We start from the raw sequence: 26737 nt of genomic DNA, 5'->3' as shown, positions 1-26737 counted from the left end.
CGCTGGAGTCGAGGCATCAGGCGCTGGGGAGAACCAGAGCAGGTCTATCTCAACCAACGAGACAAGGAGCGCCGAGCGGCATAAGCAATTTAAAGCTCGACGCGTCAACTACCTTGACAGACGCCGGTTTGACATCCAATGCTGAACCCCATTTGGTTGCGATCGGCCTGGTCCTCGTGGGCAGGCAGTTGCACAGACGTTTCGCTTGAAATCATTGCTGCGCTCCTTGGTTTGACAGCTTGGCTTTGCGACCACGCTTTGGCGGCACCAGCCCGGGGATGCGGGTCTTGAACGCTTGAAACGCCTTGTCCTGACGTGCTTGCCAATAGCGGTTCCAGCTGGCAGACCACTCCTGTGATCCTTCAGCAGTGTGGCGGTAGTATTCGGCGCGCAGCTCTTCGGTCTTGCGCTCCAAGGCTCGGCGCGTACGCCATGTGTAGTCTCGGCCTGTCACTTTGACGCTGATGAACCAGTTGTCCAGCTCTAGCCAAGAGCGCTTCGGCCCCTTGTGTCCTTCTGGGCGATTGCGACGCAGCCAATAGTCAAACCCATTCGCCTCCCAGCACTTGCTTACGTCGGCCGGCGGCCATTCAAAGCTCTCGGGGATAAGGCCTTCCGAGACAAGTTGGGCGGCTGTGCCTACGAAATGAGCCCACTCATCCTGGCGTATGTCGATGATGAGTTCGCGCTCAGCGGTACTGTGAATGGAACAGGTGGGCGCCAGCGCGCCGGGTGCGGGTTGAACAGCCATGGTGGCTCCTTTTCTAGGTTGGAACCTGCCATCCTCCCCGCCAAGAGAGGGTGGCAGACCGTGCAGGGTTGGCGGACCGGGAAAAGGAACCGGCAGGGGCAAGCCCCTCCCCACACGGCCCGCCAAAACGGGAGCCATGCGGCAGCTACGCAGACATGAAAAAGCCGCGACCAATGGTGCATCGGGCGCGGCTTGCTGCGCCTTTTCTCCAGGCCGCCAAGCCTGGCCCCTGAATGTGCAGGGGTGGCGAGAGATTAAGGCTTGACCATGCCTTCGGTCAAGTGGTTTTCCTCGGGCATGTAGACACTTTCCTGTGAGAACTCCACCACCGCCCTCACGCAGTCCATCGCGTGCTTCTCAAAGGCTTTGCGTGCCTTCCCGCTGGCTGGCACAACCAATGGCTCGAATGGGCGATGCACTGGAGCCGCGCCAATCGCTACGCGCTGCATAGGCACAGGTAGGGCTGAAATGGGGGCGCCTGACCGTTTCAGCGATTCACGCAGGCGCCGAAGCGCTTGGGCGATCTGCCAAGGGTTCAAGCCTCGATGGCCGTTCTCAGCAATGTCTTGCGTCATTTCGCCGATCTGCTCAGCGGTCATGAAGAACACTAAGCCAGTGGGCGCGCCGAAAGGTGCGTTAGGCCCCAGCATGGAGGCTAGAGCCCCCCGAGGCTGGTTATTCAGCCACATGCCCCGAGCTGCGTAGAAGTTCTGCAGGCCTGTCGTGAGGTTGAAGTACGGGGTGCCCGGGGTGGGCGATGCAGTCTCATTAACCATGGTGTGCACTCCTGTGGTGACACGTTGTGGTCAAGGCCCAGACGCTGTTCCACCAGCCTCCGAGCCCGCTCTGCCTCAGGGCTACCGAGGCTCCGGACTAGTGCTGCCTTTTGCTGCTGGCGGCGCTGTTGCGAGACGCTTCATACACTCGGTCGGCAAAGTCTCGTTTTCCACCGTCAATAAAGTTCGCACCGACCTGCTCTGCTTCGCTATTGACGAAGTTCATCGCTTCGGAGATCGCATGGTCGATGGCAGTACAAAGCTCGCTGATTTGCAGACGCAGCTCGCCACTGTCTGGCTGCTGCAGCATGAGTCGGACTGCCGCTGTGAGTGCCCGGATTCGCGTTTCCGAGTCTTGGGTGGCGGCATCGATGCTGTTGATACTTTCTTGAAGCTTCCAGATGTTCTGGGACGTTGCTTCAATAGACTTGAACTGAGCCATAGCGGACCTCCTGTGTCCTAGATGGTCAGGGTCAGGTCGCCAGTCCCCAACTAGCACCAGCTTCCAGGCCCAATTGGCCTGAGGCCGTCAGGCAGCGGTTTCAAGCCGCGTGCAGAGGGATAACCTCTGCACCGGCACGAAGCTTGTCCAAGTAGTCCGCCCACCGCTGCATCATTTCCTTGCGCGCGGGCAGGTGGGCTGTGCGGTTGTAGGCCCGGCCATTCACGTCCTTCACAGCATGGGCCAGTTGGTGCTCGATCAGGTCGACACGCTCGCCCAGCACCTCGTCCAGGATGGTCCGGGCAGTTGCGCGAAAGCCGTGGGCCGTCTGCACGTCGCTGCTGTAGCCCATGCCCCGCAAGGCCGCATTGATGGTGTTCTCGCTCATGGGGCGGGCACCGGTGCGCACGCTGGGGAACACGTAGCGATGCCGGCCGGTGAACTTCTGCAGCTCGGTCAACACCTCGACCGCCTGGGTCGACAGCGGCACGATGTGGTCCAGGCCCATCTTCATCTTGCTGCCCGGGATCCGCCACTCGGCGCCCTGCAGGTCAATCTCGGCCCACTCGGCATGGCGCAGCTCGCCTGGGCGCACGAACAGCATCGGGGTCAGTTGGAGCGCCGCGACCGTCACCGGATGCCCGCTGTAGCCCTGAATGGCCCGCAGCAGCTCCCCAACCTGCTTGGGCTCGGTCACCGCGGCAAGGTGCTTGGTTTGGCTCACGGCCAGCGCGCCGCGCAGATCCGCCGTCACATCGCGCTCTGCCGAACCCTCGGCCACCGCATACCGGAAGATCTGGCCACAGAGCTGCTTGATGCGCGTGGCGCTGTCGAGAGCCCCCCGCTTCTCCACCTTGCGCACCATGTCCAGCACGTCGCGGGGCGTGATCCCGGCGATGGGCAGCCGGCCGATCTGGGGGAACACGTCGTTTTCCAGCCAGCCGCGCACCTTGGCGTCCGTGCTCTCGGCGCGCTGAGCCTTGGAGGCATCAAGCCAGGCCTTGGCCACGGCCTCGAAGGTGTTGTCTGCAGACAGCTTGCGCGCTACCTTGTCGGCCCGCTTGGCCTGGCTGGGGTCTATGCCCTCAGCCAGCAGCTTGCGGGCCTGCTCACGGCGTTGGCGAGCCTGGGCCAGGGACACCTCCGGGTACACGCCCAGCGCCAGCGTCTTTTGCTTGCCCAGGAAGCGGTAGCTATGGCGCCAGTACTTGCCCGCCGCTTTGACCAGCAGGAACATCCCGTGGCCATCTGTGTGCTTGTCGCCGGCCGGTGCGCCGGTGTGCTTCACGTTCTTGACGAAGGTGTCCGTCAGTGCCATCACGCCCCCGATGTTGGTACCTGCAGGCGTTGGTATCTGAGGTGCCAACACAGGTACCAACGAAATGTTGGTATGTGATGGTAGGTGGTGAGAGGCGCTGAGACAAGAAAAAACCGGCCTTCCCTAGGGGAGAGACCGGTTTTGATACGCCTTGAGATGGCGTGAGATGTCTAGATGGTGCCGGAGAAAGGAATCGAACCCTCGACCTTCTCATTACGAATGAGCTGCTCTACCGACTGAGCTACACCGGCGTCCAAGCCCAAGATTCTATCACGGGCTCAAGGCAGAAAATCAAGCCCGTGGTCAGGACGCTTCGCGGTGATAAGCCGTGACGCGATCCACCTCGTTCTTGGAGCCCAGGATCACGCTCACGCGCTCGTGCAACTGCGTGGGCTGCAACTCCATGATGCGCTGCTGGCCGTTGGTGGCGGCACCACCGGCCTGCTCCACCAGGAAGCTCATCGGATTGGCCTCGTACATCAGGCGCAGCTTGCCCGGCTTGCCCGGTTCACGCTTGTCCCAGGGGTACATGAAGACGCCGCCACGGGTCAGGATGCGGTGCACATCGGCCACCATGGACGCGATCCAGCGCATGTTGAAGTCCTTGCCGCGTACGCCTTCCTTGCCGGCCAGGCACTCGTCGATGTAGCGCTTGACCGGGTCGGCCCAGTGCCGCATGTTCGACATGTTGATGGCGAACTCCTTGGTGTCCTCGGGGATCTTGACGTCCTTGTCCGTCAGCACCCACGAGCCCTGCTCCCGGTCCAGTGTGAACATCACCACGCCCTTGCCCACCGTCAGCACCAGCGTGGTCTGCGGGCCGTACACGCAGTAGCCAGCAGCCACCTGCTCGGTGCCAGGCTGCAGGAAGCTGCTGGTGTCCACGGCCGTGCCATCCGCATGCTTGAGCACAGAGAAGATGGTGCCGATGCTCACGTTCACGTCGATGTTGCTGGAGCCATCGAGCGGGTCAAACATCAGCAGGTACTCGCCCTGCGGGTAGCGGTTGGGCACCACGTAGATCTCGTCCATCTCTTCGGAGGCCATGGCCGCCAGGTGGCCGCCCCATTCGTTGGCCTCGATCAGCACCTCGTTGGCGATGATGTCGAGCTTCTTCTGGACTTCGCCCTGCACGTTCTCGCTGCCGGCGGTGCCCAGCACATCACCCAGGGCGCCCTTGTTGACGCTGATGGCGATGCGCTTGCAGGCGCGGGCGACGATCTCGATGAGCAGGCGCAGTTGCGGCGCCAGTTGGGCCTGGCCGCGCTGCTGCTCGATCAGGTACTGGGTCAGGCTGACTTTGTGGGACATGGTGGATGGGTTCCTGGGTTCTTCAAGGATGCGGTCAGTCCTGCAGCGCGCGTGTGACGATCTCGCGCACGTCGTCGGACAGGTCGGGCTTGGCCATCACGCGGCCCAGGGCTTCGCGTGCGGCGGTTCGGTAGGGCTCGGCCAGGCGGCGCCAGTGGTCCAGCGCACGGGCCAGGCGGGCGGCCAGTTGCGGGTTGATGCCGTCGATCTCGATGACGCGATCGGCCCAGAACACGTAGCCAGCGGCATCCGGCCGGTGGAAGGCGGCCGGGTTCATCTGGCACAGCGCCATCAGCAGGCTGCGGGCGCGGTTGGGCGTGCGCAGCGTGAAGTCGGAGTGCTGCATCAGTGCCTTGGCGCGCGCGAAGACCTTGCCGTCCTTCTCGGGTGCGGCAGCCTGCAGCGTGAACCACTTGTCGATCACCAGCGGCTCGCCACGGAACTGCTCATGGAAGCGCGCCAGCGCATCGGCGGCCAGATCGGCATGGCTGTTGACCAGGGCACCCAGGGCGCCCAGGCGATCGGTCATGTTGTTGGCGTCCTTGAAGCGCTGGAAGGCCTTGCCCGTCCAAATCGGGTTGTGGCGCGTGGCACCGTCCAGGCACAGCATGGACAGCGCCAGGTTGGCCAGGGCACGGCGGCCACTGCTGACCGGGTCGGGCGAGTAGGCACCGCCCTCGTGGTGCGTGTCCCAGGCCCAGATCCAGTCTTCGTGCAAGGCCTTGGCCAGCTGCAGCTTCATGCTTTCGCGGGCCGTGTGAATGCGCTGCGGATCAACCGTTTCCAGTTGCTCGGCCACGTAGGCTTCGCTGGGCAGGGTCAGCACCAGCTCCTTGAAAGCGGCGTCCAGCTCGGCGTTGCGCAGCACGCCGCGCAGGGCCTGCAGAAAGCGGGCGTCCAGCTCCGCAGGCGCGCCCCCGGAGACAGACTGCAGCAGGCGGCGCAATGCCAGGCGTTGCGCCGCCTCCCAGCGGTTGAAGGGATCCTTGTCGTGGGTGAGCAGCGCGAACAGCGCGTCATCGCCCAACTCGGCCTCCAGCACCACCGGCGCGGAGAAGCCGCGCAGCAGCGAGGGCACCGGCTCGACCGGCACGTGCACGAAGGTGAAGGTCTGCTCGGGCTCGGACAGCACCAGCACGGTGTCGGTGCCGATGGGCAGCGCATCGCCTTCGAGGTGCAGGTTCAGGTTGCGTCCATCATGGGCCACGAGGCCCATGGCCACGGGGATCACGAAAGGCTGTTTGACCGGCTGGCCGGCGGTAGGCGCGCAGGTCTGGCTCAGGTGCAGGGTGTAGGTCTTGTGCTCGGCGTTGTAGCTGCCACGGGCCTGCACGCGCGGCGTGCCGGCCTGGGTGTACCAGCGCTTGAACTGGTCCAGGCGCTTGGCCAGTTCGCTCTCCGCATTAGCATCGGCGATGGCCTGCGCGAAGTCGTCGCAGGTCACGGCGTGGCCGTCATGGCGCTGGAAGTACAGCCTCATGCCCTCCGCGAAACCTGCTTCGCCCACCAAGGTGTGCATCATGCGCACGACCTCGGCCCCCTTTTCATACACCGTGGCGGTGTAGAAATTGTCGATGGCCAAGTAGCTGTCGGGGCGCACGGGGTGGGCCATGGGGCCCGCGTCTTCAGGGAACTGCAGCTGGCGCAGCGTGCGCACGTCTTCGATGCGCTTGACAGCGCGGGCACTGCTGCTGCCGGCCATGTCCTGGCTGAACTGCTGGTCGCGGAAGACGGTCAGGCCTTCTTTGAGCGACAGTTGGAACCAGTCGCGGCAGGTGACGCGGTTGCCCGTCCAGTTGTGGAAGTACTCGTGAGCGACCACGCTTTCCACGTTGCCGAAATCGACGTCGGTAGCCGTGGCAGGGTTGGCCAGCACGAACTTGGTGTTGAAGATGTTCAACCCCTTGTTCTCCATGGCGCCCATGTTGAAGTCGCTCACGGCGACGATCATGAAGCGCTCCAGGTCCAGGCTCAGGCCGAAGCGGATCTCGTCCCACGAGATGGACGCCATCAGCGACTGCATGGCGTGCTCGGTCTTGTCCAGGTCACCGGCGCGCACGAATATCTGCAGCAGGTGCTCCTTGCCCAGTCGGGTACGCACGCGTTGCTCACGGCTGACCAGATCAGCCGCCACCAGGGCGAACAGGTAGCAGGGCTTGGGGTGCGGATCTTCCCAGACGGCGTAGTGGCGGCTGACATCGATGCTGCCTTGCTCCACCAGGTTGCCGTTGGACAGCAGCACCGGGTACTTGAGCTTGTCGGCCTTGAGCGTCACCTTGTAGACAGCCATCACATCGGGGCGGTCCAGGAAATAGGTGATGCGACGGAAGCCCAATGCTTCGCACTGCGTGAAGAAGCCGCCACCCGAGGTGTACAGGCCCGAGAGCTGCGTGTTCTTCTCAGGCGCGCAGGTGGTGCGGATCTCCAGCGAGAAAGCCTGCTCGGGCAGGTTGTCCAGCACCAGTTGCTGGTTCTCGACGCGGAAGGACACGGGCTCGCCATCGACCAGCACGCGCGTGAGGTTGATGTCCTCGCCGTCCAGGCGCAGCGAAGCGCCGGGCTGCTCGGGGTTGCGTTCGACGGCCATCTTGTTGATGACCAGGGTCTTGGCGGGGTCCAGATCGAAGGTCAGGTCGACCGTGCGGATCCAGAACGCCGGCGCGGTGTAATCCTCGCGCCGGATCAGGGGGGCAGTACCTTCACGCATGGCGGTGCTTTCGTGATGGGTGAGGGTTCGACAAGGGCATCGACTTCAGACGCCCTGCTTCAGGCTTGCTTCAATGAACGCGTCGAGATCGCCGTCCAGCACCTTCTGCGTGGCGGAGATTTCGACGTTGGTGCGCAGATCCTTGATGCGGCTGTTGTCCAGCACGTAGCTGCGGATCTGATGGCCCCAGCCCACGTCGGTCTTGGTGTCTTCCAGCTTCTGCTGCTCTTCCATGCGCTTGCGCATTTCATGGTCGTACAGGCGCGAGCGCAGGCGCTTCCAGGCCACGTCGCGGTTGCTGTGCTGGCTGCGACCATCCTGGCACTGTACGACGATGCCGGTGGGGATGTGCGTCAGGCGCACGGCCGAATCGGTCTTGTTGATGTGCTGACCGCCCGCGCCGCTGGCACGGAAGGTGTCGGTGCGCACGTCGGACGGGTTGATCTCGATCTCGATGGTGTCGTCGATCTCGGGGTAGACGAACACGCTGGCGAAGCTGGTGTGGCGGCCACCGGACGAGTCGAAGGGCGACTTGCGCACCAGGCGGTGCACGCCGGTTTCCGTGCGCAGCAGGCCGAAGGCGTACTCGCCCTCGATCTTGATCGTGGCGCTCTTGATGCCGGCCGTGTCGCCTTCGGTGATGTCTTCGACGTTGGCCGTGAAGCCCTTGCGCTCGGCGTAGCGGATGTACTGGCGCAGCAGCATGCTGGCCCAGTCGCAGGCCTCGGTGCCACCGGCGCCGGCCTGGATGTCCAGGAAGGCAGGCAGCGGGTCAGCCGGGTTGTTGAACATGCGGCGGAACTCAAGGCCTTCCACGCGGGCAGCCTGCTCGGCCACATCGTCGCTGATGGCCTGCAGGCCGTCGGTGTCGCCCTCTTCCTTGGACATCTCGAACAGCTCGGCGTTGTCGGTCAGGCCCGATTCCAGCTCGGCGATGGTCACCACGACGCCTTCAAGCGCCTTTTTCTCTTTGCCCAGTTCCTGGGCGCGCTTGGGGTCGTTCCAGACGGCGGGGTCTTCGAGCTCGGCGTTGACTTCGCTCAGGCGGCGGGATTTTTCATCCCAGTCAAAGATACCTCCGGAGCTCAGCGGTGCGCTGAGCCAGGTCGGCGATCTGGGCGCCCAGGGCGTTGATGTGTTCGATGTCCATGATTGGGTTCTCGTGTCTTGTTCGGTTCAGCAACTGTTTATTTTCTCTCAAGAAACCGTCGGGCCGCCCCAAGGTTCTTGATCCCCTTGGGGGATAGGCCGGCGAAGTCCGGCTTAGGGGTCATCAACTGGCTTGGAGAAAGTCGGCCACGAGGGCGGCAAGCGCCTCGGGCTGGTCGTGGTGGACCATGTGTCCTGCGTCTGTGATGGTCCGTATCCGGACATCGGGCACGGCCTTGGCGCGCTCTTCGAACTGCGCCCGGTCGTATTTTCCATTGAACAGGAAGAAATACATCGTCTGATCACCCTCGACGAACAGCACCGGGGCGCTGATGCGGCGGAAAAAGGCCAGCACCTCGGGCAGACGGTAGAGCAGCGGCTGGGGGCGTTTGTGGGCCGGATCGGCGCTGATAATGCGGCGCCCACCCTCCTGGTGAGACCAATGCCCTGCCAGCCACAGGGCGAAATCAGCCCTCAGCCGGGGGTTGTTGGCCTTCAGGCGCTCGGCCACGCTGGCCAGATCAGGGTAGTCTTTCAGGCGGGCGGGCTGCTTGAGCTCATCGATCCACTTTTCGAAGCGGGCTGGCGCCTCCTCCGGCTCGGTGGCGGGCATGCCGAAGCCCTCCACGTTGATCAGGCGCCGGATGCGCTGCGGGCGCAGGCCAGCATAGAGCATCACGGCATTGCCGCCCATGCTGTGGCCCAGCAGGTCGATCGGCTGTCCCGGAGACAGTTCATCCAGCAGGAAATCCAGGTCGGCCAGGTAATCAGCGAACCAGTAGCTGTCGGCCCCGCTGGCGTCAGACTGGCCAAAGCCTCGCCAATCGAGGGCGACAATCGGGCGGTCCTGCCAGCCGGGCTTGGCACGCAGCGCATCCACCACGAACTGAAAAGACGCACCCACGTCCATCCAGCCATGCGCCAGCACCAGCAGGGGCGCCGCAGGTGTGGCCTTGCCCAGATCGCCCCAGACGAGCGCGTGCAGGCGCAAGCCTCGAACTGTCACAAAGCGAGATTGGGCGGTATACAGAGGGGAATAAGCGGTGTCCGTGTTCATGATGTCGTGACGTAATGCGCAGGGCCCCACCCCGTGCGTGCAGGGTTGCCGTGACATTGTTCGGCATGCGGTGGCAACAGCCGACATTTTTCACCTAAGCTGTCCGTCCGTTCGCCAGAACCCAATAATTCCCAGCGTTCACCCGTGTCCCAGCAGCCGGCTCAGGCCACCCAACATTCGACCTTGCCTTTGCCCCGGTCGGCCTCGCGCGGACGGTTTGCGCCCGTGGGCCTGGCCGTCGTGCTGGTGGCGCTGGTCAGCATCGGGCTGATGCGCTGGTCGCACCATGGCTGGAGCAGCCTGCAATCCGGTGGTTATACCCTTCAGCATCAAACTGCACGCATTCAAACCCAACTGCTCGCGCTGCAATCGAATGAAAGCTGGAGCCCGGCACAACGGCTCACGGCCCTACGGGAAGCACTGAACACCACGGCGAATCTGGCCGTTGGCGGCACCAACGACGCCTGGTTAAGCGAGGGGCCCCACACCATCCAACTGGTCGATCAGCTTCGGCAGCTCAATCAGCAACTGGGCTCGGCGCACGAGACCTTGCGGCTCGACATGCTCCACGACAAGGGCGACAAGGGCGATGAAGGCGGCGCCACTGATCAGCACGCCCGCCTGACGCAGTTGCTGGCGCCCAGCAACGACACCATGGCGCGCGTCCAGCAACATCTACCCCCCGCCCTGGCGGAGGCATCCGCGCACCAGCATCAGGTCGACCTGCTCAACATGGCGCTGGTCGGCGTGATGGGTGCGGGCGTGCTGGGGCTGCTGGCCTGGGGCCACCGCCAACGCCGCCTCGCGCTGCAGGCCCTGGAAGCCCGTGAAGCCGAACTGCGGGCCTTTGCCAACGCCCTGCCCGATCTGGCCTTCCTGCTGGACCGCAACGGCCGCTACCTGGAGGTGTTCGGCAGCAACTCCCCCTTGCTGGGCCGCCCGCGTGAGCAGGTGGTCGGGCGCCTGCTGACCGACTTCTTCCCGGCAGAGACAGCCCAGGTCTTCCTGAACACCGTGCGCCGCGCACTGGACAGCCGCCAGACCCAATCGCTGAGCTACCCGATCCGCGTGATGGGCGGCACCCGCCACTTCGACAGCCGTTGCTCGCCTGTGGGCGACAGTGATCGCGCCGTCTGGATGGTCTGGGACGTGACCGCCCGGCGCCGCGCCGAGCAGCGCCTGGTGCACATGACCCGGCTGTACGACTTCCTCAGCCACGTCAACCAGGCCATCGTCCACTCGCAGACAGAAGAGCAACTGCTGCAGCGCGTGTGCGAAACCGCCATCCGGCAAGGGCACTTCAAGAAGGCCTGGGTCGGCCGGCTCGACTTCGAAGGCCGGCTGCTGCAATGCGAGCACCAGGCCGGTGACGTGATGCCGGGCACATCGCCCTTGTTCGACATGCCCCTGCCCGCCGAACGTAACGATGCCACGCTGCTGGAAAAAGCGCTGATCGACGGCCAGAGCTTCCTGTGCGCCGACATGCGCCAGTTGGGCGATGCCCTGCCTTCGTGGGCGCAGACCGCGCTGCAGCACGAACTGCACGGCTGCGCGATCCTGCCGCTGCGCTGCCAGCAATCGCTGGTGGGCTACCTTTTCCTGCTCGACCGGCAGCTCAACCCGCAGGACCAGGACGAAAAGGCCTTGCTGGACGACGTCACGCACGACCTGTCCTTTGCCCTGTCCAACCTGCACCGCGAGGTGATGCGCGAGCAGGCCGAAGAGCGCATCCGCCTGCACGCCGCCGCGCTGGAAAGCTCGCGTGACGGCATGCTCGTGCTCAACCGCGAGCGCCGGCTGGTGTCCATCAACTCCGCGTTCACCGACATCACCGGCTACACCGAGGAAGACGTGCTGGGCAGCACCGCCGAGTTCCTCTTCCCGGAGAACCCGCAGGACATCATCACCCAGGTGGCCGACACGCTTCGCAGCGAAGGCAGTTGGGAAGGCGAGGCCTGGTGCCAGCGCAAGGGCGGCGAACTCTTCAGCACCAAGATGTCGATCAGTTCGGTGCGCAACACCCGGGGCTTGCCCACGCACTTCGTGGCGGTGATCACCGACATCACCGAGCTCAAGCAGAGCGAGGCGCGCCTGGCCCGCATGGCGCACTACGACCCGCTCACCGAACTGCCCAACCGCGCCATGATCCATGAGCGCCTGGAGCATGCCATCAACCTGGCGCGCCGCCACCAGACGCTGGTGGGCGTGGTCTTCGTCGACCTGGACAACTTCAAGACCGTCAACGACAGCCTGGGCCACGCGGCCGGCGACACCCTGCTCAAGCTCGTGTCCCAGCGCCTGCGCCAGCGCGTGCGCCAGGAAGACACCCTGGGCCGCCTGGGCGGTGACGAGTTCATCCTGATCCTGGAACATTTGCGCCACCCGCAGCAGGCCGCGCACGTGGCACAGGCCGTGATCGAGACGCTGTCCGATCCCTTCATGCTGGAAGGCGCGGGCAGTGGCGGGCAGGAGGTCTACGTGCGCGCCAGCATCGGCATCAGCCTGTTCCCCAACGACAGCGAGGACACGGGCGAGCTGGTGCGCAACGCCGATGCAGCCATGTACCAGGCCAAGCGCGTGGGCCGCAACACCTTCAAGTTCTACACCGAATCGCTGACCTCGCAGGCCACCAACCGCCTGAGCATGGAGACCCGCCTGCGCCGCGCCGTGGAGCACCGCGAGTTCGTGCTGCACTACCAGCCCATGGTGCGCCTGAGCGATCGCCGCATCGTCAGCGTCGAAGCCCTGGTGCGCCTGCGCGTGCCCGACACCACCGACGAGTGCCTGCCTTCCATCGGCCCGGACGAGTTCATCCCGGTCATGGAAGACACCGGCATGATCATGGCGCTGGGCGAGTGGGTGATGCACGAGGCCTGCCGCCAGGGCCGAGCCTGGATCGACGCGGGCCTTGATTTCGGCCGCCTGGCCGTGAACGTGTCAGCCAGCGAGGTGCGCCGTGGCGGTGTGATCGAGCGCGTGTCGCGCATCCTGCGCCAGACGGGCTTCCCGGCCAGTCGGCTGGAGCTGGAGATCACCGAAAGCGGCCTGATGGAGCACGGCGATGGCGCCGAGCAGTTCCTGCAGCAACTGCACCAACTGGGCGTGTCCCTGTCGATCGACGACTTCGGTACGGGCTATTCGTCACTGGCGTATCTGAAGCGCTTCCCGGTACACCAGCTCAAAATCGACCGCGGCTTCGTGCAGGACCTGCCCGACAACGACAACGACGCGCAACTGGTCAGCACCATGATCTCGCTGGCCCACAACCTGAAGATGCGCGTGGTGGCCGAAGGCGTGGAGATGCCTGATCAGGAAGCCTTCCTGAGCGCGCGTGGCTGCGACATGGCCCAGGGCTATCTGTTCAGCCGCCCGGTGTCGGCCGCCCAGGTTGAAAAAATCCTGCCCCGGGCCGAACATGCCCCGAAGGAAGTAGCATCGGCGTGATCTGACTTTTGCCGTAGTCTGCCATGAGCTCTCCTTCGCCCGTCGATTCCCTCGCCAGCCTGCTGTTGCGCCGCCAGGTGCAGAGCAGCACCGTCACCTTCCAGGTGGGCGAAGACTGGGCTCAGGGCCGCACCCTGTTCGGCGGCCTGCTCTCTGCACTGGCCGTGCAGGCCATGCGCGATGTGTACGGCAGTGACTGGCCGCTGCGCGCCCTGCAGACCAGCTTCGTGGGCCCCGTGGCCCCGGGCAGCTTCACGGTCGATGTGACCCTGCTGCGCCAGGGCAAGAACGTGCGCCAGGTGCAGGCCCACATCCGCCAGGCCGACGACAAGGGCAACACGCCCACCGCCGGCGTGCTGCTGGCCGTGTTCGGCACGGGCCGCGACAGCAGCCTGCCAGCCCTCACGCTCACACAGGAGCCCGTGCCCAAGACGGTGGACGAATCCGTGCAGTTGCCCTTCATCCCGGGCCTGACGCCGGCCTTCACGCAGCACATCGAGTTCCGCCTGGCGGACGGCGGTTTCCCCTTCACCGGCACCGACACCTGGCTGAGCCGCACCTTCGTGCGCCTGAAGGCCTGCGAAGGCGTTGACACGGAGCTGCTCAGCGTGATCCTGGCCGATGCCGGCCCCACGCCTGCACTGGCCCAGCTCAAGGGCTTCGCGCCGGCCAGCTCTGTGTCGTGGGCGCTCGAACTGCAGCCTGTGCCCGATGCGCCGGTCGACGCCGTGTGGCGCATGGACAAGGACGCGCTGGCCACGGGCGAAGGCTATGTGAACGAGCGCACCCTGCTGTGGACAGCCGACGGCCGCCTGGCCGGCCTGGGCTACCAGGTGGTGGCCGTGTATGCCTGAACCCGTTCAAGACGCCGCCTCGGTTCAGATCACCGAGGTGGCCTTGGCGCGCCCTGGCTCGAACTGGGAGCTTTTCACCGCCTTCACCTCGCTGGCCATGCAGGGCTTCGGTAGCGTGATTGCCGTGGCCCAGCACGAGCTGTGCGTGCGCAGGCGCTGGCTCACGGCGCAGGAGTTCCTGGAGCTGCTGGGCAGCGCCCAAGTGTTGCCCGGCCCCAATGTGTGCAACCTCTCGCTGATGGTGGGTGACCGCTTCTTCGGCTGGCGGGGCGCTTTTGCCGCCTTGGCCGGCATGATGTTGCTGCCCATGGTGATGATGCTGGCCCTGGCCTGGGTGGTGGCACTGACACCGCCGGCCACCGCCGCGCACGATGCCGTCAAAGGCGCGCTGTGGGGTATCACCGCCGTGGCTGGTGGCCAGATCATCGGAACCGTGCTCAAGCTGGCTGCCCCCTTGCGCCAGCATCCACTGGGCCTGCCCGCTGCCGGAGCCCTTGCATTGGGCGCCCTGTTGATGATGACCTGGCTGCGCTGGCCGCTCATCTGGGTGCTGATGGGCCTGGGCGTGGCCGCCTGCGTGTGGACCTACCTGGTGCTGCGCAAGAAGGAGCGCACCGCCTCATGAATACGCCCATTTGGACCTGGTCGCCAGACACCTGGTGGACCCTGTTCGTGCACTTCCTGTCGCTGTCGCTGATGGCCATCGGCGGGGCCATCACCCTGGTGCCCGACATGCACCGCCGCCTGGTCAGCGAACTGGGCCTGCTCAGTGATACCGACTTCACCTCGGCCATCGCCCTGGCCCAGGCGGCACCGGGCCCCAATGTGCTGTTCGTCGGCCTGATGGGCTGGTATGGCGGCGGCCTGGGTGGCGCGCTGGCCAGCCTGCTGGGCATCATGCTGCCCTCCACCGTCGTGGCGCTGGCGTTCTCGCGCTGGGTGTCCACACGCCGTGAGTTGATCGGCGTGCGGGCCTTTCAGATGGGCATGGCGCCTGTCACCGTGGGGCTGCTGCTGGCCACGGGCTGGCTGCTGCTGCCCGGCATCGAGCACCCACGCGCGCTGCTGCTCAGCACCGTGGTGGCCGTGCTGGTGTGGCGTACACGCGTGCCGCTGATCTGGCTGGTGGGCTCAGGCGCGGTGCTGGGGGCCTTGGGCTGGGTGTAGGTCCTGCTCACCGGGTGGCCAGTTGCGCCAGGATCCGTCGCGCCATGCGCTCAGCCGCGCCGCGGTGTGCCTGCGCAAACGCCAGACACTGGTCCACGCTGGCCGCGTGCGCCGATGACGCTGCCCAGGCCAGAGCTTCGGCCACGCCTTGCGGCCAGCCCGCCACGCGCCTGGCAGCACCTGCGGCCTCGCTCAACGCCGCAGCCTCTGCGAAGTTGAAGGTCGACGGCCCCATCACGATGGGGCAACCGCAGGCCGCCGCCTCGATCAGGTTCTGACCACCCAACGGCGCAAAGCTGCCGCCCAACAAGGCCACGTGGGCTGCCGCGAAATAGGCCGGCATCTCGCCCATCGAGTCACCCAGCCAGACGTCGGCGCCGAGTGCGCCCGCATCCGGCAAGCCGCCCAGCCATTGGCTGCGGCGCGACAGGCGCAGCCCTTGTGCCTGCACCAGCGCGGCCACCTCATCGAAGCGCTGAGGGTGGCGCGGCACGATCCACAAGCGCGGCAATGCCCCAACGGCCGAAGCAGGCTGCTGCTGGTGCAAGGCAAGCGCCTCCTGCCAGGCCTGGATCAGGCCTGGCTCTTCCCCCTCGCGCGTACTGGCAGCCAGCACGATGGGCCGCGCGGGCTCACCAGGCAAGGCTGCAGTACGCCAGGCTTGCCCCATCGAGAGCAGCACCGGCGCTGGCGTCATGTCGAACTTGACGTTGCCACACACCTCCAGCGTGGGCAGCGCCGCGCCGTCGATCATCGCGCGCAGGCGCTGGGCATCGGATTCGGTCTGAGCCAGCACGACGCGCAGAGCGTGTACCGCCGGCCGCATCAGGGTAACCAGGCGCAGTCCCTGCTTCAGACTCTTGTCGCTCAGGCGCGCATTGGCCAGCACCATGGGCACGCCGAACCGCGCAGCCTCGTGCTGCAGCACAGGCCAGATCTCGGTTTCCATCAACACGCCCACATCTGGCCGGTGCGTTCGCAAGAAGCGCTGCACGGCACCCGGCGTGTCGTAAGGCAGCCAGGTCTGCAGATCGCCCTGCTCACGTCGCAGTAAAGCCTTGCCCGCCTCCCGGCCTGTGGCAGTGCTGTGGGTGAGCAGCAGGCGCATGCCTGGCGCCTGTTGGCGCAATGCATTCACCAAAGCCGATGCCGCGCGGGCCTCACCGAGCGAGACAGCATGCACCCACACCAGCGGGCCGCCCTGCGCATGGAAGTCACCCAGGCGTTGCCTGTACCCGGCCTTGTAAAAGCCCAGCCGCTCCCACCAGCGCAGGCGGTAATCCGGCTCGACACGGCCGCGCGACCACACCCGCCACAGATAAGCGGGCGTGCCCAGCCTCAGCACGCTGGCATAAGCGACACGGGCCAGCCACCCGGCCAGCCCGCTTGATGGGGGGCGCACGCCTGCGCCGCCCTGTGTGGAGGCGCTCAGTGCGCTGCTCCGCCTACCTGCGCGTCAGGCTTGACCGCGTGGATCGCCGCCATGAACTGCGCCTGGATGCGCTCCATGGCCGCTGGGGTCTGCCCTTCGAAGCGCAGCACCAGCACCGGTGTGGTGTTCGAGGCGCGCACCAGGCCGAAGCCGTCGTCATAGTCAGCACGCAAGCCGTCGATGGTGGTCACCTCACGGGCGCCGTCGAACTTGGCCGTCTGGCGAAGCTTCTCGACCACCTCGTGGTGCTCGCCTTCAGCGCAGGGCACGTTCAGTTCGGGCGTGCTGTGGCTGGTGGGCAGCGCGTTGAGCACAGCGCTCGGGTCCGGCACCTTGGACAGGATCTCCAGTAGGCGGGCCGCCGTGTAGGTAGCGTCGTCGAAGCCGTACCAGCGTTCGGCAAAGAAGATGTGGCCGCTCATCTCACCGGCGAACGGGGCACCGGTTTCCTTGAGCTTGGCCTTGACCAGTGAATGGCCCGTCTTGTACATCACCGGCTCGCCGCCAGCCTCGCGGATGGCAATGGCCAATTGCTGGCTGCACTTCACGTCGAAGATGATCTTGCCGCCGGGCACACGGCTCAGCACATCGCGCGCGAACAGCATGATCTGACGGTCCGGGAAGATGTTGTTGCCTTCCTTGGTGACCACGCCCAGGCGGTCGCCGTCGCCGTCGAAGGCCAGGCCCAGGTCGGCGCCCTGTGCCTTCACGGCCTTGATCAGGTCCTGCAGGTTCTCGGGCTTGGAGGGGTCCGGATGGTGGTTGGGGAAGTCGCCATCGACCTCGGAGTACAGCTCCGTCACCTCGCAGCCCAGCGCACGCAAGATGCCGGGCGCCGAGGCCCCCGGGATGCCGTTGCCCGAATCGACCACGATCTTGAGCGGGCGGGCCAGCTTGGCATCACCCACGATGCGTTGCGTGTACTCGGGCAGCACGTCCAGTTGCGCCAGGCTGCCTTCGCCCTGGGTGTAGTCCTCGGCCTCGATGCGCTTGCGCAGGCCCTGGATGTCGTCGCCGTAGATCGCACGGCCGGCCAGCACCATCTTGAAGCCGTTGTAATCCTTGGGGTTGTGGCTGCCGGTGACCTGGATGCCGCTGTGGCAGCCCTGGTCGGCGCGGGTGGCCGCCACGTAGTACAGGATGGGCGTGGTCACGGCGCCCAGGTCGATCACGTTGATGCCGGTGGAGCGCAGCCCCTTGATCAGCGCGGCGCTGAGCGAAGGGCCAGACACGCGGCCATCACGGCCCACGGCCACGGCCTTCTCGCCAAGCTTGAGCGCTTCTGTCCCGAAGGCGCGGCCCAGATGCTCGGCCACGGCCTCGCTCAAGGTCTGCCCGACGATCCCTCGGATGTCATAGGCCTTGAAGATGGAAGCTGCTACTTGCATGGTGATCCTTTGCTGAATGATTTGTTTGTCGATGTGATGGCACCGTGCTGCGGTGTCTTGGGCCCCATTCTAGAGAGGCCAGCGTGACGGCTTCGCAAAAGCCACACCAACATGGGCGGGGCGTCTTGTCCGCAATCCACAGAACGTGTCCTTTCATCGGCAAAACCTTCACCGAGCCGCTAGGATCATGGGCTGAACGCGGCACCCACGCCGAAACACGACAAACGCAGCGCGGCCTCACGGCCCGACGGCCCGCCACATGCCCTTCTCACCGCACCGCTACACCGCCCAGGCCATCGTGGCCTCACCCCTGGGTGATCTGCGGCTGGCGCGCACGGCGCAGGGCCTGGCCGGTGCCTGGTTCATCCATGGCACCAAGGACCACCCTGGCCCTTTGAGCGACACCCCCATGGCACCTGAGGACGCGTTGCTCCAGCAGGCGGCTCGCGAGCTTGATCGCTACTGGCACGGCCAGGCCACCACCTTCGAGGTACCGCTGGACCTGCTGGGCACGCCCTTCCAATGTGCAGTCTGGCAGGCCCTGCTGGAGATCCCCTTCGGCGCCACCCGCACCTACGGCGACATCGCTCGCCACGTCGGCCAGCCCAAGGGCGCGCAGGCCGTCGGCATGGCCGTGGGCGCCAACCCGCTCGTCGTCATCGTGCCCTGCCACCGCATCATCGGCCGCGATGCCCGCCTGACGGGCTTCAGCAGCGGCATGCCGCGCAAGATCGATCTGCTGACACGCGAGGGCCTGCGCATCGACGGCGAGTTCGTGCGCGAAGCCAGCGTCCATCAATCCACGTTGTTCGACGACGAGGCCGGAGCCACCCGATGACCCCGCGGGATTTTGCCCAGATGCTGGTGCTGGCCGCACTGTGGGGCGGCTCCTTCCTGTTCCTGCGCATGGCATCGCCCGTGGTGGGGCCGCTGGCCGTCGCGGCCTTCCGCATCGTAGGGGCCCTGCTGTTGCTGTGGCCGCTGCTGCTGTGGCAGCGGCAGGCGCGCCAGATGACCAACCATATCCCCATGCTGCTGTTGTCGGGCTTGATCTCTTGCGTGCTGCCTTTCCTGGGCTTCAGCCAGGCGGCACGGGGCTTGCCGGCGGGGCTGCTGTCCATCCTGAACGCCACGACGCCGCTGTGGGGTGCACTGGTGGGCTGGGTCTGGGCCCGTGAGCGCCTGAGCCCCAGCGCCATGGCCGGCCTGCTGGTGGGCCTGAGCGGCGTGGTCCTGCTGGCAGCAGACCGCACCCATGTGGACAGCGCCCTGGCGCATGGTGCTGTCGCGCTGGCCCTGGGCTGCACGCTGACCTACGCCATCGCCATCCACCACACCAAGCGCTACCTGAGTGAACTGCCCGCGCTGAGCGTGAGCACCGGTTGCCTGAGCGCCGCTGCCCTGATCCTGGTCGTTCCAGCATGGATGCTGGGGCCGCAACCTGTGGCCACCTTGCCGTCGCCCCCCACGGCCTGGGCCGAGGTACCGCACATCACCTGGGTCGCGCTGCTGGGCCTGGCCGTGCTGTGCACCGGTGTGGCCTACCTGATGTTCTACCGGCTGCTGGCGCGCGTGGGCCCCACCCGCGCCATGACCGTCACTTTCCTGATCCCCGTGTTCGGCATGCTGTGGGGCTGGCTCTTCCTGGATGAAGAAGTCACCTGGAGCATGCTGGCCGGCACAGCCGTGATCCTGCTGGGCACCTTGCTGTCCAACGGCCTGCTGTCCCCTCGCCTGTTCATCAAGGAGCGCATTGCATGACCGCCGCACCCCCCGCCTACTGGTACTGGGAAGACATCAACGAAGGCCTGGTGCTGGAGTTCGGCCCCAAGAAGGTCGACCGCGACGAGGTGATCCGCTTCGCCACGGATTTCGACCCGCAGCCCTTCCACCTGAGCGAAGAGGCGGGCAAGGCATCGCTGTTCGGTGGCCTGGCCGCCAGCGGCTGGCACACGGCCGGCATGGTGATGCGGCTGATGTGCGACGGCTTCCTGCTCAAGTCCAGCAGCCTGGGCTCACCGGGGCTGGATTCGCTCAAGTGGCTGCGCCCAGTGATGGTGGGCGACGAGATCCGCGCCCGCATGACGGTACTGGGCCGCCGCCCCATGAAGAGCAAGCCCAGTGTGGGCCTGGTGCAGACACGCTGGGAAGCCGTGAACCAGCGCGACGAGGTGGTGATGACGATCGAGAACTGGGCCATGTTCGGGCGCAAGGAGCCTGCTGCAGAACAGGCCTGAGCACGGTCCGCGCAGAGCCCGAACAGGGCCTGTGTTCGGTGCGACAAAGCAAAAAGCCCTGACGCTTGCGCATCAGGGCTTTGCATTTTGGCGGAGTGGACGGGACTCGAACCCGCGACCCCCGGCGTGACAGGCCGGTATTCTAACCAACTGAACTACCACTCCACGTGGCTGACGTCTGTGCCGATCTTGCGACCGGCCAAGTGCCGTCAAAACTTGGCGTCCCCTAGGGGATTCGAACCCCTGTAGTCACCGTGAAAGGGTGGTGTCCTAGGCCTCTAGACGAAGGGGACTTGCGTCTTCATTAAATTGTCTGCCGAACGCAGCGGTTCACGCTCCGATTGTCGCCACCGGCCCCGGGGGGCTTATGGTGGAGGTAAGCGGGATCGAACCGCTGACCTCTTGCATGCCATGCAAGCGCTCTCCCAGCTGAGCTATACCCCCATCGCACACATCGCTGTGTTTGGCAGGGCGCCAACCGGCACCGAGAACTGTACTGCCTCAAGCCGCGCTGCTGTGTCACCAACAGCGCCTTCAAAAACCTGGCGGAGTGGACGGGACTCGAACCCGCGACCCCCGGCGTGACAGGCCGGTATTCTAACCAACTGAACTACCACTCCGCGTGGCTGACGTCTGCGCTGATCTTTTCAGACCAGCCAAGTGCCGTCAAAACTTGGCGTCCCCTAGGGGATTCGAACCCCTGTAGTCACCGTGAAAGGGTGGTGTCCTAGGCCTCTAGACGAAGGGGACTTAATCCTTCATGCAACCTGATCGACGCTGTGCCTTGGCCAATTCCGCATCCGGAAACCACCTGCAACCTAGAAGGTTGTTTGGTGGAGGTAAGCGGGATCGAACCGCTGACCTCTTGCATGCCATGCAAGCGCTCTCCCAGCTGAGCTATACCCCCGTTGAATTTGGTCTTTTAACCACCTTCTTCAGGCTGCCCGGCTGCTTCGTTGTTCAAACAAAGCGTCGTTCAAGCGAGACCGAGAGTATATATCGGTTTTTGCGCTCTCATCAAGTTTCGATCAAACGTTGCACCACAACCTCACGATCGAACAAGGCCAGCACAGCATCGACCGAAGGCGTCTGTGCACGACCGCACACCAGCAGGCGCACGGGGATGGCCAGCTGGGGCATCTTCAGGCCGGCTTCCGTCAGCGTTTCCTTGAGGGCGGCGGCGATGGCGGCCTTGTCCCAATTAGGCAGCGCCTTCAGGCGGGCAGCCAGCGCGGCCACGGCAGGCTTGACGGCATCGGTGAGATGGGCAGCCAGTTCATCAGCAGGCGCCTGCACCTTGCCCAGGTACATGGCCAGCCAGCCGGCCAGTTCCACCGTGGTGGCGCAGCGGTCCTTGAACAGCGCGCAGATCGCGGCCAGCGTGCCGCCCTGCTGCAGCGCGGCGGGCACGGCCACGCCGCGCGATTGCCACTGCTGCAGCACCAGCGAGGCCAGCAGTTTGTCGTCGGCCGTCTTCATGTGCTGCTGGGCCACCCAGCGCAGCTTGGCCTCATCGAACTGGCCGGCGCTCTTGCCCAGGTGGTCCAGGTTGAACCACTCGACCAGTTGCTGGCGCGAGAAGATCTCGTCGTCGCCGTGGCTCCAACCCAGGCGGGCCAGGTAGTTCACGATGGCATCGGCCAGGTAGCCTTCGTCGCGGTACTGCGTGACGGCCTTGGCGCCGTGGCGCTTGGACATCTTCTCGCCCTGCTCGTTGAGCACGGTGGGCAAATGGGCGTAGACCGGCGGCTCCTTGCCCAGGGCCTTGAAGATGTTGATCTGGCGCGGCGTGTTGTTGACGTGGTCGTCGCCACGGATCACGTGGGTGATGGCCATGTCCAGGTCATCGACCACGACGCAGAAGTTGTAGGTGGGCGTGCCCACGATGCCGGCATCGTCCTCCGATGCGGGGCGCGCGATCACCAGGTCGTCGAGCTCATCGTTGCTGATCTCGATGCGGCCCTTGACCTTGTCTTCCCACACCACTGAACCCCCAATGGGGTTCTTGAAGCGCAGCACGGGCTTGACGCCTTCGGGCACGGGGGGCAGTTGCTTGCCGGGCTCGGGGCGCCAGGTGCCGTCGTAGCGCGGCTTGTCCTTGTTGGCCATCTGCCGCTCGCGCAAGGCATCCAGCTCTTGCGTGGACATGTAGCAGGGGTAGACGTGGCCTTGGGCCACCAGATCCTGCAGCACGACCTTGTAACGGTCCATGCGCTGCATCTGGTAGAACGGGCCTTCGTCGTGGTCCAGGCCCAGCCACTTCATGCCTTCGAGGATGACGTCGACGGCCTCTTGCGAGGAGCGCTCGACGTCGGTGTCTTCGATGCGCAGGATGAAAGCGCCCTGGTTGGCACGCGCAAAGGCCCATGGATACAGGGCCGAGCGGATGTTGCCCAGGTGGATGAAGCCCGTGGGAGACGGGGCGAAACGTGTGCGGACAGTGGTGCTCACGGTGTCGTTCAATCGTTCAGTGTGTGCAGGCCTCGGGCCAGATCGGCCGTGAGGTCGTCGATGTGTTCCAGGCCCACAGAGATGCGGATCATGCCCTGCGTGATGCCGGCGGCCAGGCGCTGGTCTTCCGACAGGCGGCCGTGCGAGGTAGAGCCCGGGTGGGTGATCAGCGTCTTGGTGTCGCCCAGGTTGGCGGTGATGGAGCACAGCCGGGTCTGGTCGATGACGTGGAAGGCGGCTTGGCGCAAGGCTTGCGCATCGGCAGCATCAGCGCCCTGCCCTGCCTTCACGGTGAAGGACACCACCGCGCCGCCACAGCCGTTCTGCTGCTTCATGGCCAGCGCATGCTGCGGGTGGCTGGGCAGGCCGGGGTAGTAGACCTGATCCACGCCGGGCTGCTCAGGCAGCCATTGCGCCAGCTTGAGCGCGTTGGCGCTCTGCGCGGCCATGCGGATGGACAGCGTCTCCAGACCCTTGAGCACGACCCAGGCGTTGAAGGGCGACAGGCTCATGCCCGCGCCACGCATCACCGGCATGAAGGTGCCGTTGATGAGCTTGTCGCTGCCGCAGATGGCGCCGGCCAGCACGCGGCCCTGGCCATCGAGGTACTTGGTGCCGGAGTGGATGACCAGATCGGCACCCAGCTTGACGGGCTGCTGCAGCGCTGGCGTGCAGAAGCAGTTGTCCACGGCCAGCAAGGCCCCCGCGGCGTGCGCGATCTCGGCCAATTGCGTGATGTCGCAGACCTCGGTCATCGGGTTGCTGGGCGTTTCGGCGAACAGCAGCTTGGTGTTGGGGCGCACGGCGGCGCGCCACTCGGCGATGTCGGTCTGCGAGACGAAGGTGGTCTCGACTCCGAACTTGCCGAACTCGCGCTCGAACAGCACGATGGTGGCGCCGAACACGCTGCGCGAACAGATGACGTGGTCACCGGCCTTGAGCAGGCCCATGATCATCAGCAGGATGGCGCTCATGCCACTGGCCGTGGCGATGGCGGCCTCGGTGCCTTCGAGCGCGGCCAGGCGGCGCTCGAACATCATCGTGGTCGGGTTGGTGAAGCGCGAGTAGACGAAGGCTTCTTCTTCGTTGGCGAAGCGCGCGGCGGCCGTGGCCGCATCGGGGTGGACGAAGCTGCTGGTCAGGAACAGCGCTTCGGAGTTCTCGCCCCAGGGCGTGGCGGGCAGGCCCTCGCGCACGGCCAGCGTCTCGATGCGGGCATCGGGCGGCAGGGCCTTGCGGGGCAGTTTCTTCTTCTGATCAGCCATGGTGGTCAGCGGCAGTCGGATCAGTCGGTGGCGCTTTGCAGGGCTAGGCGCGAGTTGATCGCGTCTTCTTCGTCCTTCTGCGTCAGGCGCTGCGATTCGATGGCGGCGAAGTCGTCGGCGCTCACGTCACCCGTGATGTAGGTGCCATCGAAGCACGAGGCCTCGAAGCCCTTGATGTTCGGGTTGAGCTTGCCGACCACGCGCTTCATCGCGTCCACGTCCTGGTAGATCAGCGCGTCGGCGCCGATGATCTGGCGGATGTCTTCGAGCGTGCGGCCATGGGCCACCAGCTCGGCCTTGGTGGGCATGTCGATGCCGTACACGTTGGGGAAGCGCACGGGCGGTGCGGCCGAGGCCAGGTAGACCTTGTTGGCGCCGGCCTCGCGGGCCATCTGCACGATCTCTTTCGAGGTGGTGCCACGCACGATGGAGTCATCGACCAGCAGCACGTTGCGGCCCTTGAACTCCAGGCCGATGGCGTTGAGCTTCTGGCGCACGGACTTCTTGCGTGCGCCCTGCCCCGGCATGATGAAGGTGCGGCCCACGTAGCGGTTCTTGACGAAACCTTCGCGGTAGGGCTTGCCCAGCTTCTGCGCCAGCTGCATGGCCGAGGGGCGGCTGGATTCAGGGATGGGGATGACCACATCGATATCGGACGGCGGCATGGTCGAGATCACGCGCTGGGCCAGGGTCTCGCCCATCTCCAGGCGGGCCTGGTAGACCGACACACCATCGATGGTGGAATCCGGGCGCGCCAGGTAGACGAACTCGAACATGCAGGGGTTGAGCACAGGGTTGTCGGCGCACTGCTCGGCGTGTACCACGCCGTCCAGGTCGACGAACAGGGCCTCGCCGGGCTGCACGTCGCGCACGAAGCGGTGGCCCGTGCCTTCCAGCGCCACGGATTCGCTGGCCACGATCACCTCACGGCCCACGGGCAGGTCGGCCTCGCCGTAGCACAGGGGGCGGATGCCGAAGGGATCGCGGAAGGCCACCAGGCCGTAACCGGCGATCAGGCACACCACGGCGTAGGAGCCCTTGATGCGCTTGTGCACGGCGCGCACGGCCTTGAAAATGGCAGCAGGCGTGAGCGGCAGATCGCGGCCGGACAGCTCCAGCTCGTGCGCCAGCACGTTGATCAGCACCTCGGTGTCGCTGTCGGTGTTGAGGTGGCGACGGTCGATGTCGAACAGCTCTTCACGCAGGGCGTGGGCGTTGGTCAGGTTGCCGTTGTGCACCAGCACCAGGCCGAACGGGGCGTTCACGTAGAAGGGCTGGGCCTCTTCCTCGTTGAAGGCATTGCCGGCGGTGGGGTAGCGCACCTGGCCCAGGCCCACGGTGCCGCTCAAGGCACGCATGTTGCGCGTGCGGAAGACGTCTTTCACCATGCCACGCGCCTTGTGCATGAAGAACTTGCGTCCATGCGCGTCTGGGCCGGCCGTCACGATGCCGGCTGCATCCTGGCCGCGGTGCTGCAACAGCAGCAGCGCGTCATAGATCAGCTGGTTGACGGGCGCCTTGGAAATCACACCAACGATGCCGCACATGGGATCACCTCTTGTTCACGAAAACTTCAAAAACGGGCCGGGCCGGATCAGGCTGACGCCGGCAGATACTTCACCACCTCGACGGGCAGCACGGGGCGCAGGATGCCCATCACCTCGGCCAGCCACGGCGCGGCATGGGAGGCCTTCCAGGGTTCCCAGTCGGTCATGGGGGTCATGCTGATCAGCGTGTAGAGCACCAGGGCGATCAGCAGGCCGCGCGCCAGGCCGAACATGCCGCCCAGCAGGCGGTCGGTACCGCCCAGGCCCGAGGCGCTGACGATCTGGCGCAAGGCCCACGACAGCAGCGCCCAGCTCAGCCAGGTCAGCACGAACACCACGATCATTCCGGCCAGCACGTTCAGTCGCGAGCCGGGTTCGTCAACGGGCAAGGTGCGGCCCATGGCTGGCCCCCACCACTGCGCCACGAAGTAAGCCACCACCCAGCCCAGGAGTGACAGCACCTCGGTGAGCAGGCCGCGCCACAGCCCCACCACCATGGACAGCAGCAGGCCGACGGCCAGGGCCAGGTCCACGATGGACCAGCCGGCGGTGGCGTTGCTCAGTTCTTCCACGAGGGGTTTCTCTCAAGGCTCACAGGGTGAGCAACTGGCCAGCCAGGCCGGCCTTGCGCAAGGCCGCGATGGCCTTGTCGGCATCGGCCTTGTTGGTATAGGGGCCGACGCGCACGCGTATCTTCTTGCCGCTGGGCGTGTCCACGGCCTGGGTATAGGTCTTGATGCCCAGGCGCTCGACCTTCATGCGTGCGGCGTGCGCCGTGGTGTTGTCGCCGAAAGCACCCACCTGGACGATGTATCGGGTGTCGGCGTCCTCCTTGCTGTCCTTGGCCGCCGGCTTGGTCTCAGGCTTGGCTTCGGGTTTTGCAGGGGTGGCGGGCTTCTTGTCTGCCGGTTTGGCCACAGCCGCAGTCTGCGCAGGCTTGGCCGCCTCGGGCTTCTTGGGCTCAGGTTTCGGCTCGGGCTTGCGGACCTCCGGCTTGGGCGCCGGTTTGGGCTCGGGCTTCGGCTCCGGCGCCTCGACGATCTCCTCGCGGGCTGCAGCTGCGGCTTCGCTGCGGGCGGCCACCTGAGCGCTGCGTTCGGCATCCAGCGCGCGGCTGACCTGGGGCGGCACGACCGGCTCGGCAGCCGCCTGCGTGACCTTGCCACTGGCCAGTCGCGTGGGCGGCGTGGTGGCAGGGGCGCCCGGCGCGGCTGCATTGACCACCTGGATGTCGGTGGCGAGCGGACGGGGCTGGGTTTCGAACAGCCAAGGGAAGCCGATCACACCGGCCCCCACCAGCACCGCCATCCCGATCATCCGGCGGCGGGCCCTGACGCGGGCCTGTTCGATGTCGGCGGGCGACAAGGGCTGGACCTGGGGCGCCGGCGTCTGGGCACCGGAACGGAAGCGCTGGAAAAACGATGGCAGCGGCATGCGGGTC

General features: G+C 65.6%; 22 protein-coding genes and 7 tRNA genes. 7 read left to right on the top strand and 22 right to left on the bottom strand.

What is annotated here, in order from left to right; all coding sequences use genetic code 11:
• Positions 1 to 211 precede the first annotated feature (211 nt).
• From WAQ08_RS01620 to WAQ08_RS01580, 9 genes are all read right to left on the bottom strand, one after another.
• Positions 212 to 751 carry a hypothetical protein gene (locus WAQ08_RS01620; RefSeq protein ID WP_422188886.1) on the bottom strand — a complete coding sequence of 180 codons (540 nt, stop codon included), beginning with the start codon at positions 749 to 751 and terminating at the stop codon, positions 212 to 214.
• 254 nt (positions 752 to 1005) lie between these two features.
• Positions 1006 to 1527 carry a hypothetical protein gene (locus WAQ08_RS01615; RefSeq protein WP_422188885.1) on the bottom strand — a complete coding sequence of 174 codons (522 nt, stop codon included), beginning with the start codon at positions 1525 to 1527 and terminating at the stop codon, positions 1006 to 1008.
• 97 nt (positions 1528 to 1624) lie between these two features.
• Positions 1625 to 1969 carry a hypothetical protein gene (locus WAQ08_RS01610; RefSeq protein ID WP_422188884.1) on the bottom strand — a complete coding sequence of 115 codons (345 nt, stop codon included), beginning with the start codon at positions 1967 to 1969 and terminating at the stop codon, positions 1625 to 1627.
• Between the two features lie 100 nt (positions 1970 to 2069).
• A complete protein-coding gene (locus WAQ08_RS01605) occupies positions 2070 to 3287 on the bottom strand; it encodes a tyrosine-type recombinase/integrase (RefSeq protein ID WP_422188883.1) in 1218 nt (405 codons plus the stop codon).
• Between the two features lie 175 nt (positions 3288 to 3462).
• Positions 3463 to 3538: transfer RNA gene (locus WAQ08_RS01600), tRNA-Thr, on the bottom strand.
• Positions 3539 to 3590: 52 nt separating this feature from the next.
• Positions 3591 to 4598 (bottom strand): class 1 fructose-bisphosphatase, encoded by a 1008-nt coding sequence (locus WAQ08_RS01595; RefSeq protein WP_422188882.1) that lies wholly within the window; start codon positions 4596 to 4598, stop codon positions 3591 to 3593.
• A 34-nt stretch (positions 4599 to 4632) separates the two neighbouring features.
• Positions 4633 to 7305 carry an aminopeptidase N gene (gene pepN / locus WAQ08_RS01590; protein ID WP_422188881.1) on the bottom strand — a complete coding sequence of 891 codons (2673 nt, stop codon included), beginning with the start codon at positions 7303 to 7305 and terminating at the stop codon, positions 4633 to 4635.
• Positions 7306 to 7350: 45 nt separating this feature from the next.
• A protein-coding gene (gene prfB, locus WAQ08_RS01585; RefSeq protein WP_422188880.1) for a peptide chain release factor 2 occupies positions 7351 to 8455 on the bottom strand; the annotation gives its coding sequence in 2 pieces (ribosomal slippage) (positions 7351 to 8373 and positions 8375 to 8455; 1104 coding nt in all).
• 123 nt (positions 8456 to 8578) lie between these two features.
• Positions 8579 to 9511, bottom strand: a complete 933-nt coding sequence (locus WAQ08_RS01580) for an alpha/beta fold hydrolase (RefSeq protein WP_422188879.1) — start codon at positions 9509 to 9511, stop codon at positions 8579 to 8581.
• A gap of 183 nt (positions 9512 to 9694) precedes the next feature.
• Here WAQ08_RS01580 and WAQ08_RS01575 point away from each other — a divergent pair, with 183 nt between their 5' ends.
• The 4 genes from WAQ08_RS01575 to WAQ08_RS01560 are packed head-to-tail and all read left to right on the top strand — an operon-like array spanning position 9695 to position 14976.
• Positions 9695 to 12955 carry a sensor domain-containing protein gene (locus WAQ08_RS01575; RefSeq protein WP_422188878.1) on the top strand — a complete coding sequence of 1087 codons (3261 nt, stop codon included), beginning with the start codon at positions 9695 to 9697 and terminating at the stop codon, positions 12953 to 12955.
• A gap of 23 nt (positions 12956 to 12978) precedes the next feature.
• Positions 12979 to 13809 (top strand): acyl-CoA thioesterase, encoded by an 831-nt coding sequence (locus WAQ08_RS01570; RefSeq protein ID WP_422188877.1) that lies wholly within the window; start codon positions 12979 to 12981, stop codon positions 13807 to 13809.
• Positions 13802 to 14434 carry a chromate transporter gene (locus WAQ08_RS01565; RefSeq protein ID WP_422188876.1) on the top strand — a complete coding sequence of 211 codons (633 nt, stop codon included), beginning with the start codon at positions 13802 to 13804 and terminating at the stop codon, positions 14432 to 14434. Before WAQ08_RS01570 ends, WAQ08_RS01565 begins: the two co-directional genes overlap by 8 nt.
• A complete protein-coding gene (locus WAQ08_RS01560; RefSeq protein ID WP_422188875.1) occupies positions 14431 to 14976 on the top strand; it encodes a chromate transporter in 546 nt (181 codons plus the stop codon). Before WAQ08_RS01565 ends, WAQ08_RS01560 begins: the two co-directional genes overlap by 4 nt.
• Positions 14977 to 14983: 7 nt before the next feature.
• Here the strand turns inward: WAQ08_RS01560 and WAQ08_RS01555 are convergent, their stop codons facing one another.
• Both WAQ08_RS01555 and WAQ08_RS01550 read right to left on the bottom strand, forming a co-directional pair.
• On the bottom strand, positions 14984 to 16378 hold the full coding sequence (locus WAQ08_RS01555) for a 3-deoxy-D-manno-octulosonic acid transferase (protein ID WP_422188874.1): 1395 nt from the start codon (positions 16376 to 16378) through the stop codon (positions 14984 to 14986).
• Positions 16379 to 16404: 26 nt separating this feature from the next.
• Positions 16405 to 17796 (bottom strand): phosphomannomutase/phosphoglucomutase, encoded by a 1392-nt coding sequence (locus WAQ08_RS01550; RefSeq protein WP_422188873.1) that lies wholly within the window; start codon positions 17794 to 17796, stop codon positions 16405 to 16407.
• Positions 17797 to 18055: 259 nt separating this feature from the next.
• Here WAQ08_RS01550 and WAQ08_RS01545 point away from each other — a divergent pair, with 259 nt between their 5' ends.
• From WAQ08_RS01545 to WAQ08_RS01535, 3 genes are read left to right on the top strand one after another with little or no spacing between them, the layout of a single operon-like run.
• The gene (locus WAQ08_RS01545) at positions 18056 to 18634 is read left to right on the top strand and encodes a methylated-DNA--[protein]-cysteine S-methyltransferase (protein ID WP_422188872.1); all 579 of its coding nucleotides are present in this window, start codon (positions 18056 to 18058) and stop codon (positions 18632 to 18634) included.
• The gene (locus tag WAQ08_RS01540; RefSeq protein WP_422188871.1) at positions 18631 to 19557 is read left to right on the top strand and encodes a DMT family transporter; all 927 of its coding nucleotides are present in this window, start codon (positions 18631 to 18633) and stop codon (positions 19555 to 19557) included. The genes WAQ08_RS01545 and WAQ08_RS01540 overlap by 4 nt, the downstream gene beginning before the upstream one ends.
• On the top strand, positions 19554 to 20033 hold the full coding sequence (locus WAQ08_RS01535; protein ID WP_422188870.1) for a MaoC family dehydratase: 480 nt from the start codon (positions 19554 to 19556) through the stop codon (positions 20031 to 20033). Before WAQ08_RS01540 ends, WAQ08_RS01535 begins: the two co-directional genes overlap by 4 nt.
• 88 nt (positions 20034 to 20121) lie before the next feature.
• On the opposite strand, the gene WAQ08_RS01530 is transcribed toward WAQ08_RS01535, so the two are convergent.
• The 11 genes from WAQ08_RS01530 to WAQ08_RS01480 form a co-directional block, all read right to left on the bottom strand.
• Positions 20122 to 20198 (bottom strand) — tRNA-Asp (locus WAQ08_RS01530).
• Between the two features lie 52 nt (positions 20199 to 20250).
• A tRNA-Glu gene (locus tag WAQ08_RS01525) sits at positions 20251 to 20326 on the bottom strand.
• A gap of 75 nt (positions 20327 to 20401) precedes the next feature.
• A tRNA-Ala gene (locus WAQ08_RS01520) sits at positions 20402 to 20477 on the bottom strand.
• 99 nt (positions 20478 to 20576) lie between these two features.
• Positions 20577 to 20653 (bottom strand) — tRNA-Asp (locus WAQ08_RS01515).
• 54 nt (positions 20654 to 20707) lie between these two features.
• Positions 20708 to 20783: transfer RNA gene (locus WAQ08_RS01510), tRNA-Glu, on the bottom strand.
• Between the two features lie 81 nt (positions 20784 to 20864).
• Positions 20865 to 20940, bottom strand: a tRNA-Ala gene (locus WAQ08_RS01505).
• 110 nt (positions 20941 to 21050) lie between these two features.
• Positions 21051 to 22484 (bottom strand): glutamate--tRNA ligase, encoded by a 1434-nt coding sequence (gltX, locus tag WAQ08_RS01500; protein WP_422188869.1) that lies wholly within the window; start codon positions 22482 to 22484, stop codon positions 21051 to 21053.
• Positions 22485 to 22492: 8 nt separating this feature from the next.
• Positions 22493 to 23749, bottom strand: coding sequence for an O-succinylhomoserine sulfhydrylase (locus WAQ08_RS01495; protein ID WP_422188868.1), 1257 nt, complete (start codon positions 23747 to 23749; stop codon positions 22493 to 22495).
• A gap of 20 nt (positions 23750 to 23769) precedes the next feature.
• Positions 23770 to 25296 (bottom strand): amidophosphoribosyltransferase, encoded by a 1527-nt coding sequence (purF, locus tag WAQ08_RS01490; protein ID WP_422188867.1) that lies wholly within the window; start codon positions 25294 to 25296, stop codon positions 23770 to 23772.
• Positions 25297 to 25343: 47 nt separating this feature from the next.
• Positions 25344 to 25868, bottom strand: a complete 525-nt coding sequence (locus WAQ08_RS01485; RefSeq protein WP_422188866.1) for a CvpA family protein — start codon at positions 25866 to 25868, stop codon at positions 25344 to 25346.
• Between the two features lie 19 nt (positions 25869 to 25887).
• Entirely contained in the window at positions 25888 to 26730 is an 843-nt protein-coding gene (locus tag WAQ08_RS01480) for an SPOR domain-containing protein (protein WP_422188865.1), read from the bottom strand.
• Positions 26731 to 26737 lie beyond the last annotated feature (7 nt).

Source organism: Aquabacterium sp. (assembly GCF_049274795.1).
Taxonomy (GTDB): Bacteria; Pseudomonadota; Gammaproteobacteria; order Burkholderiales; family Burkholderiaceae_C; genus Aquabacterium.
The sequence above is the reverse complement of the archived record's forward strand: the minus strand, read 5'-3'. Positions and strand labels throughout refer to the sequence as shown.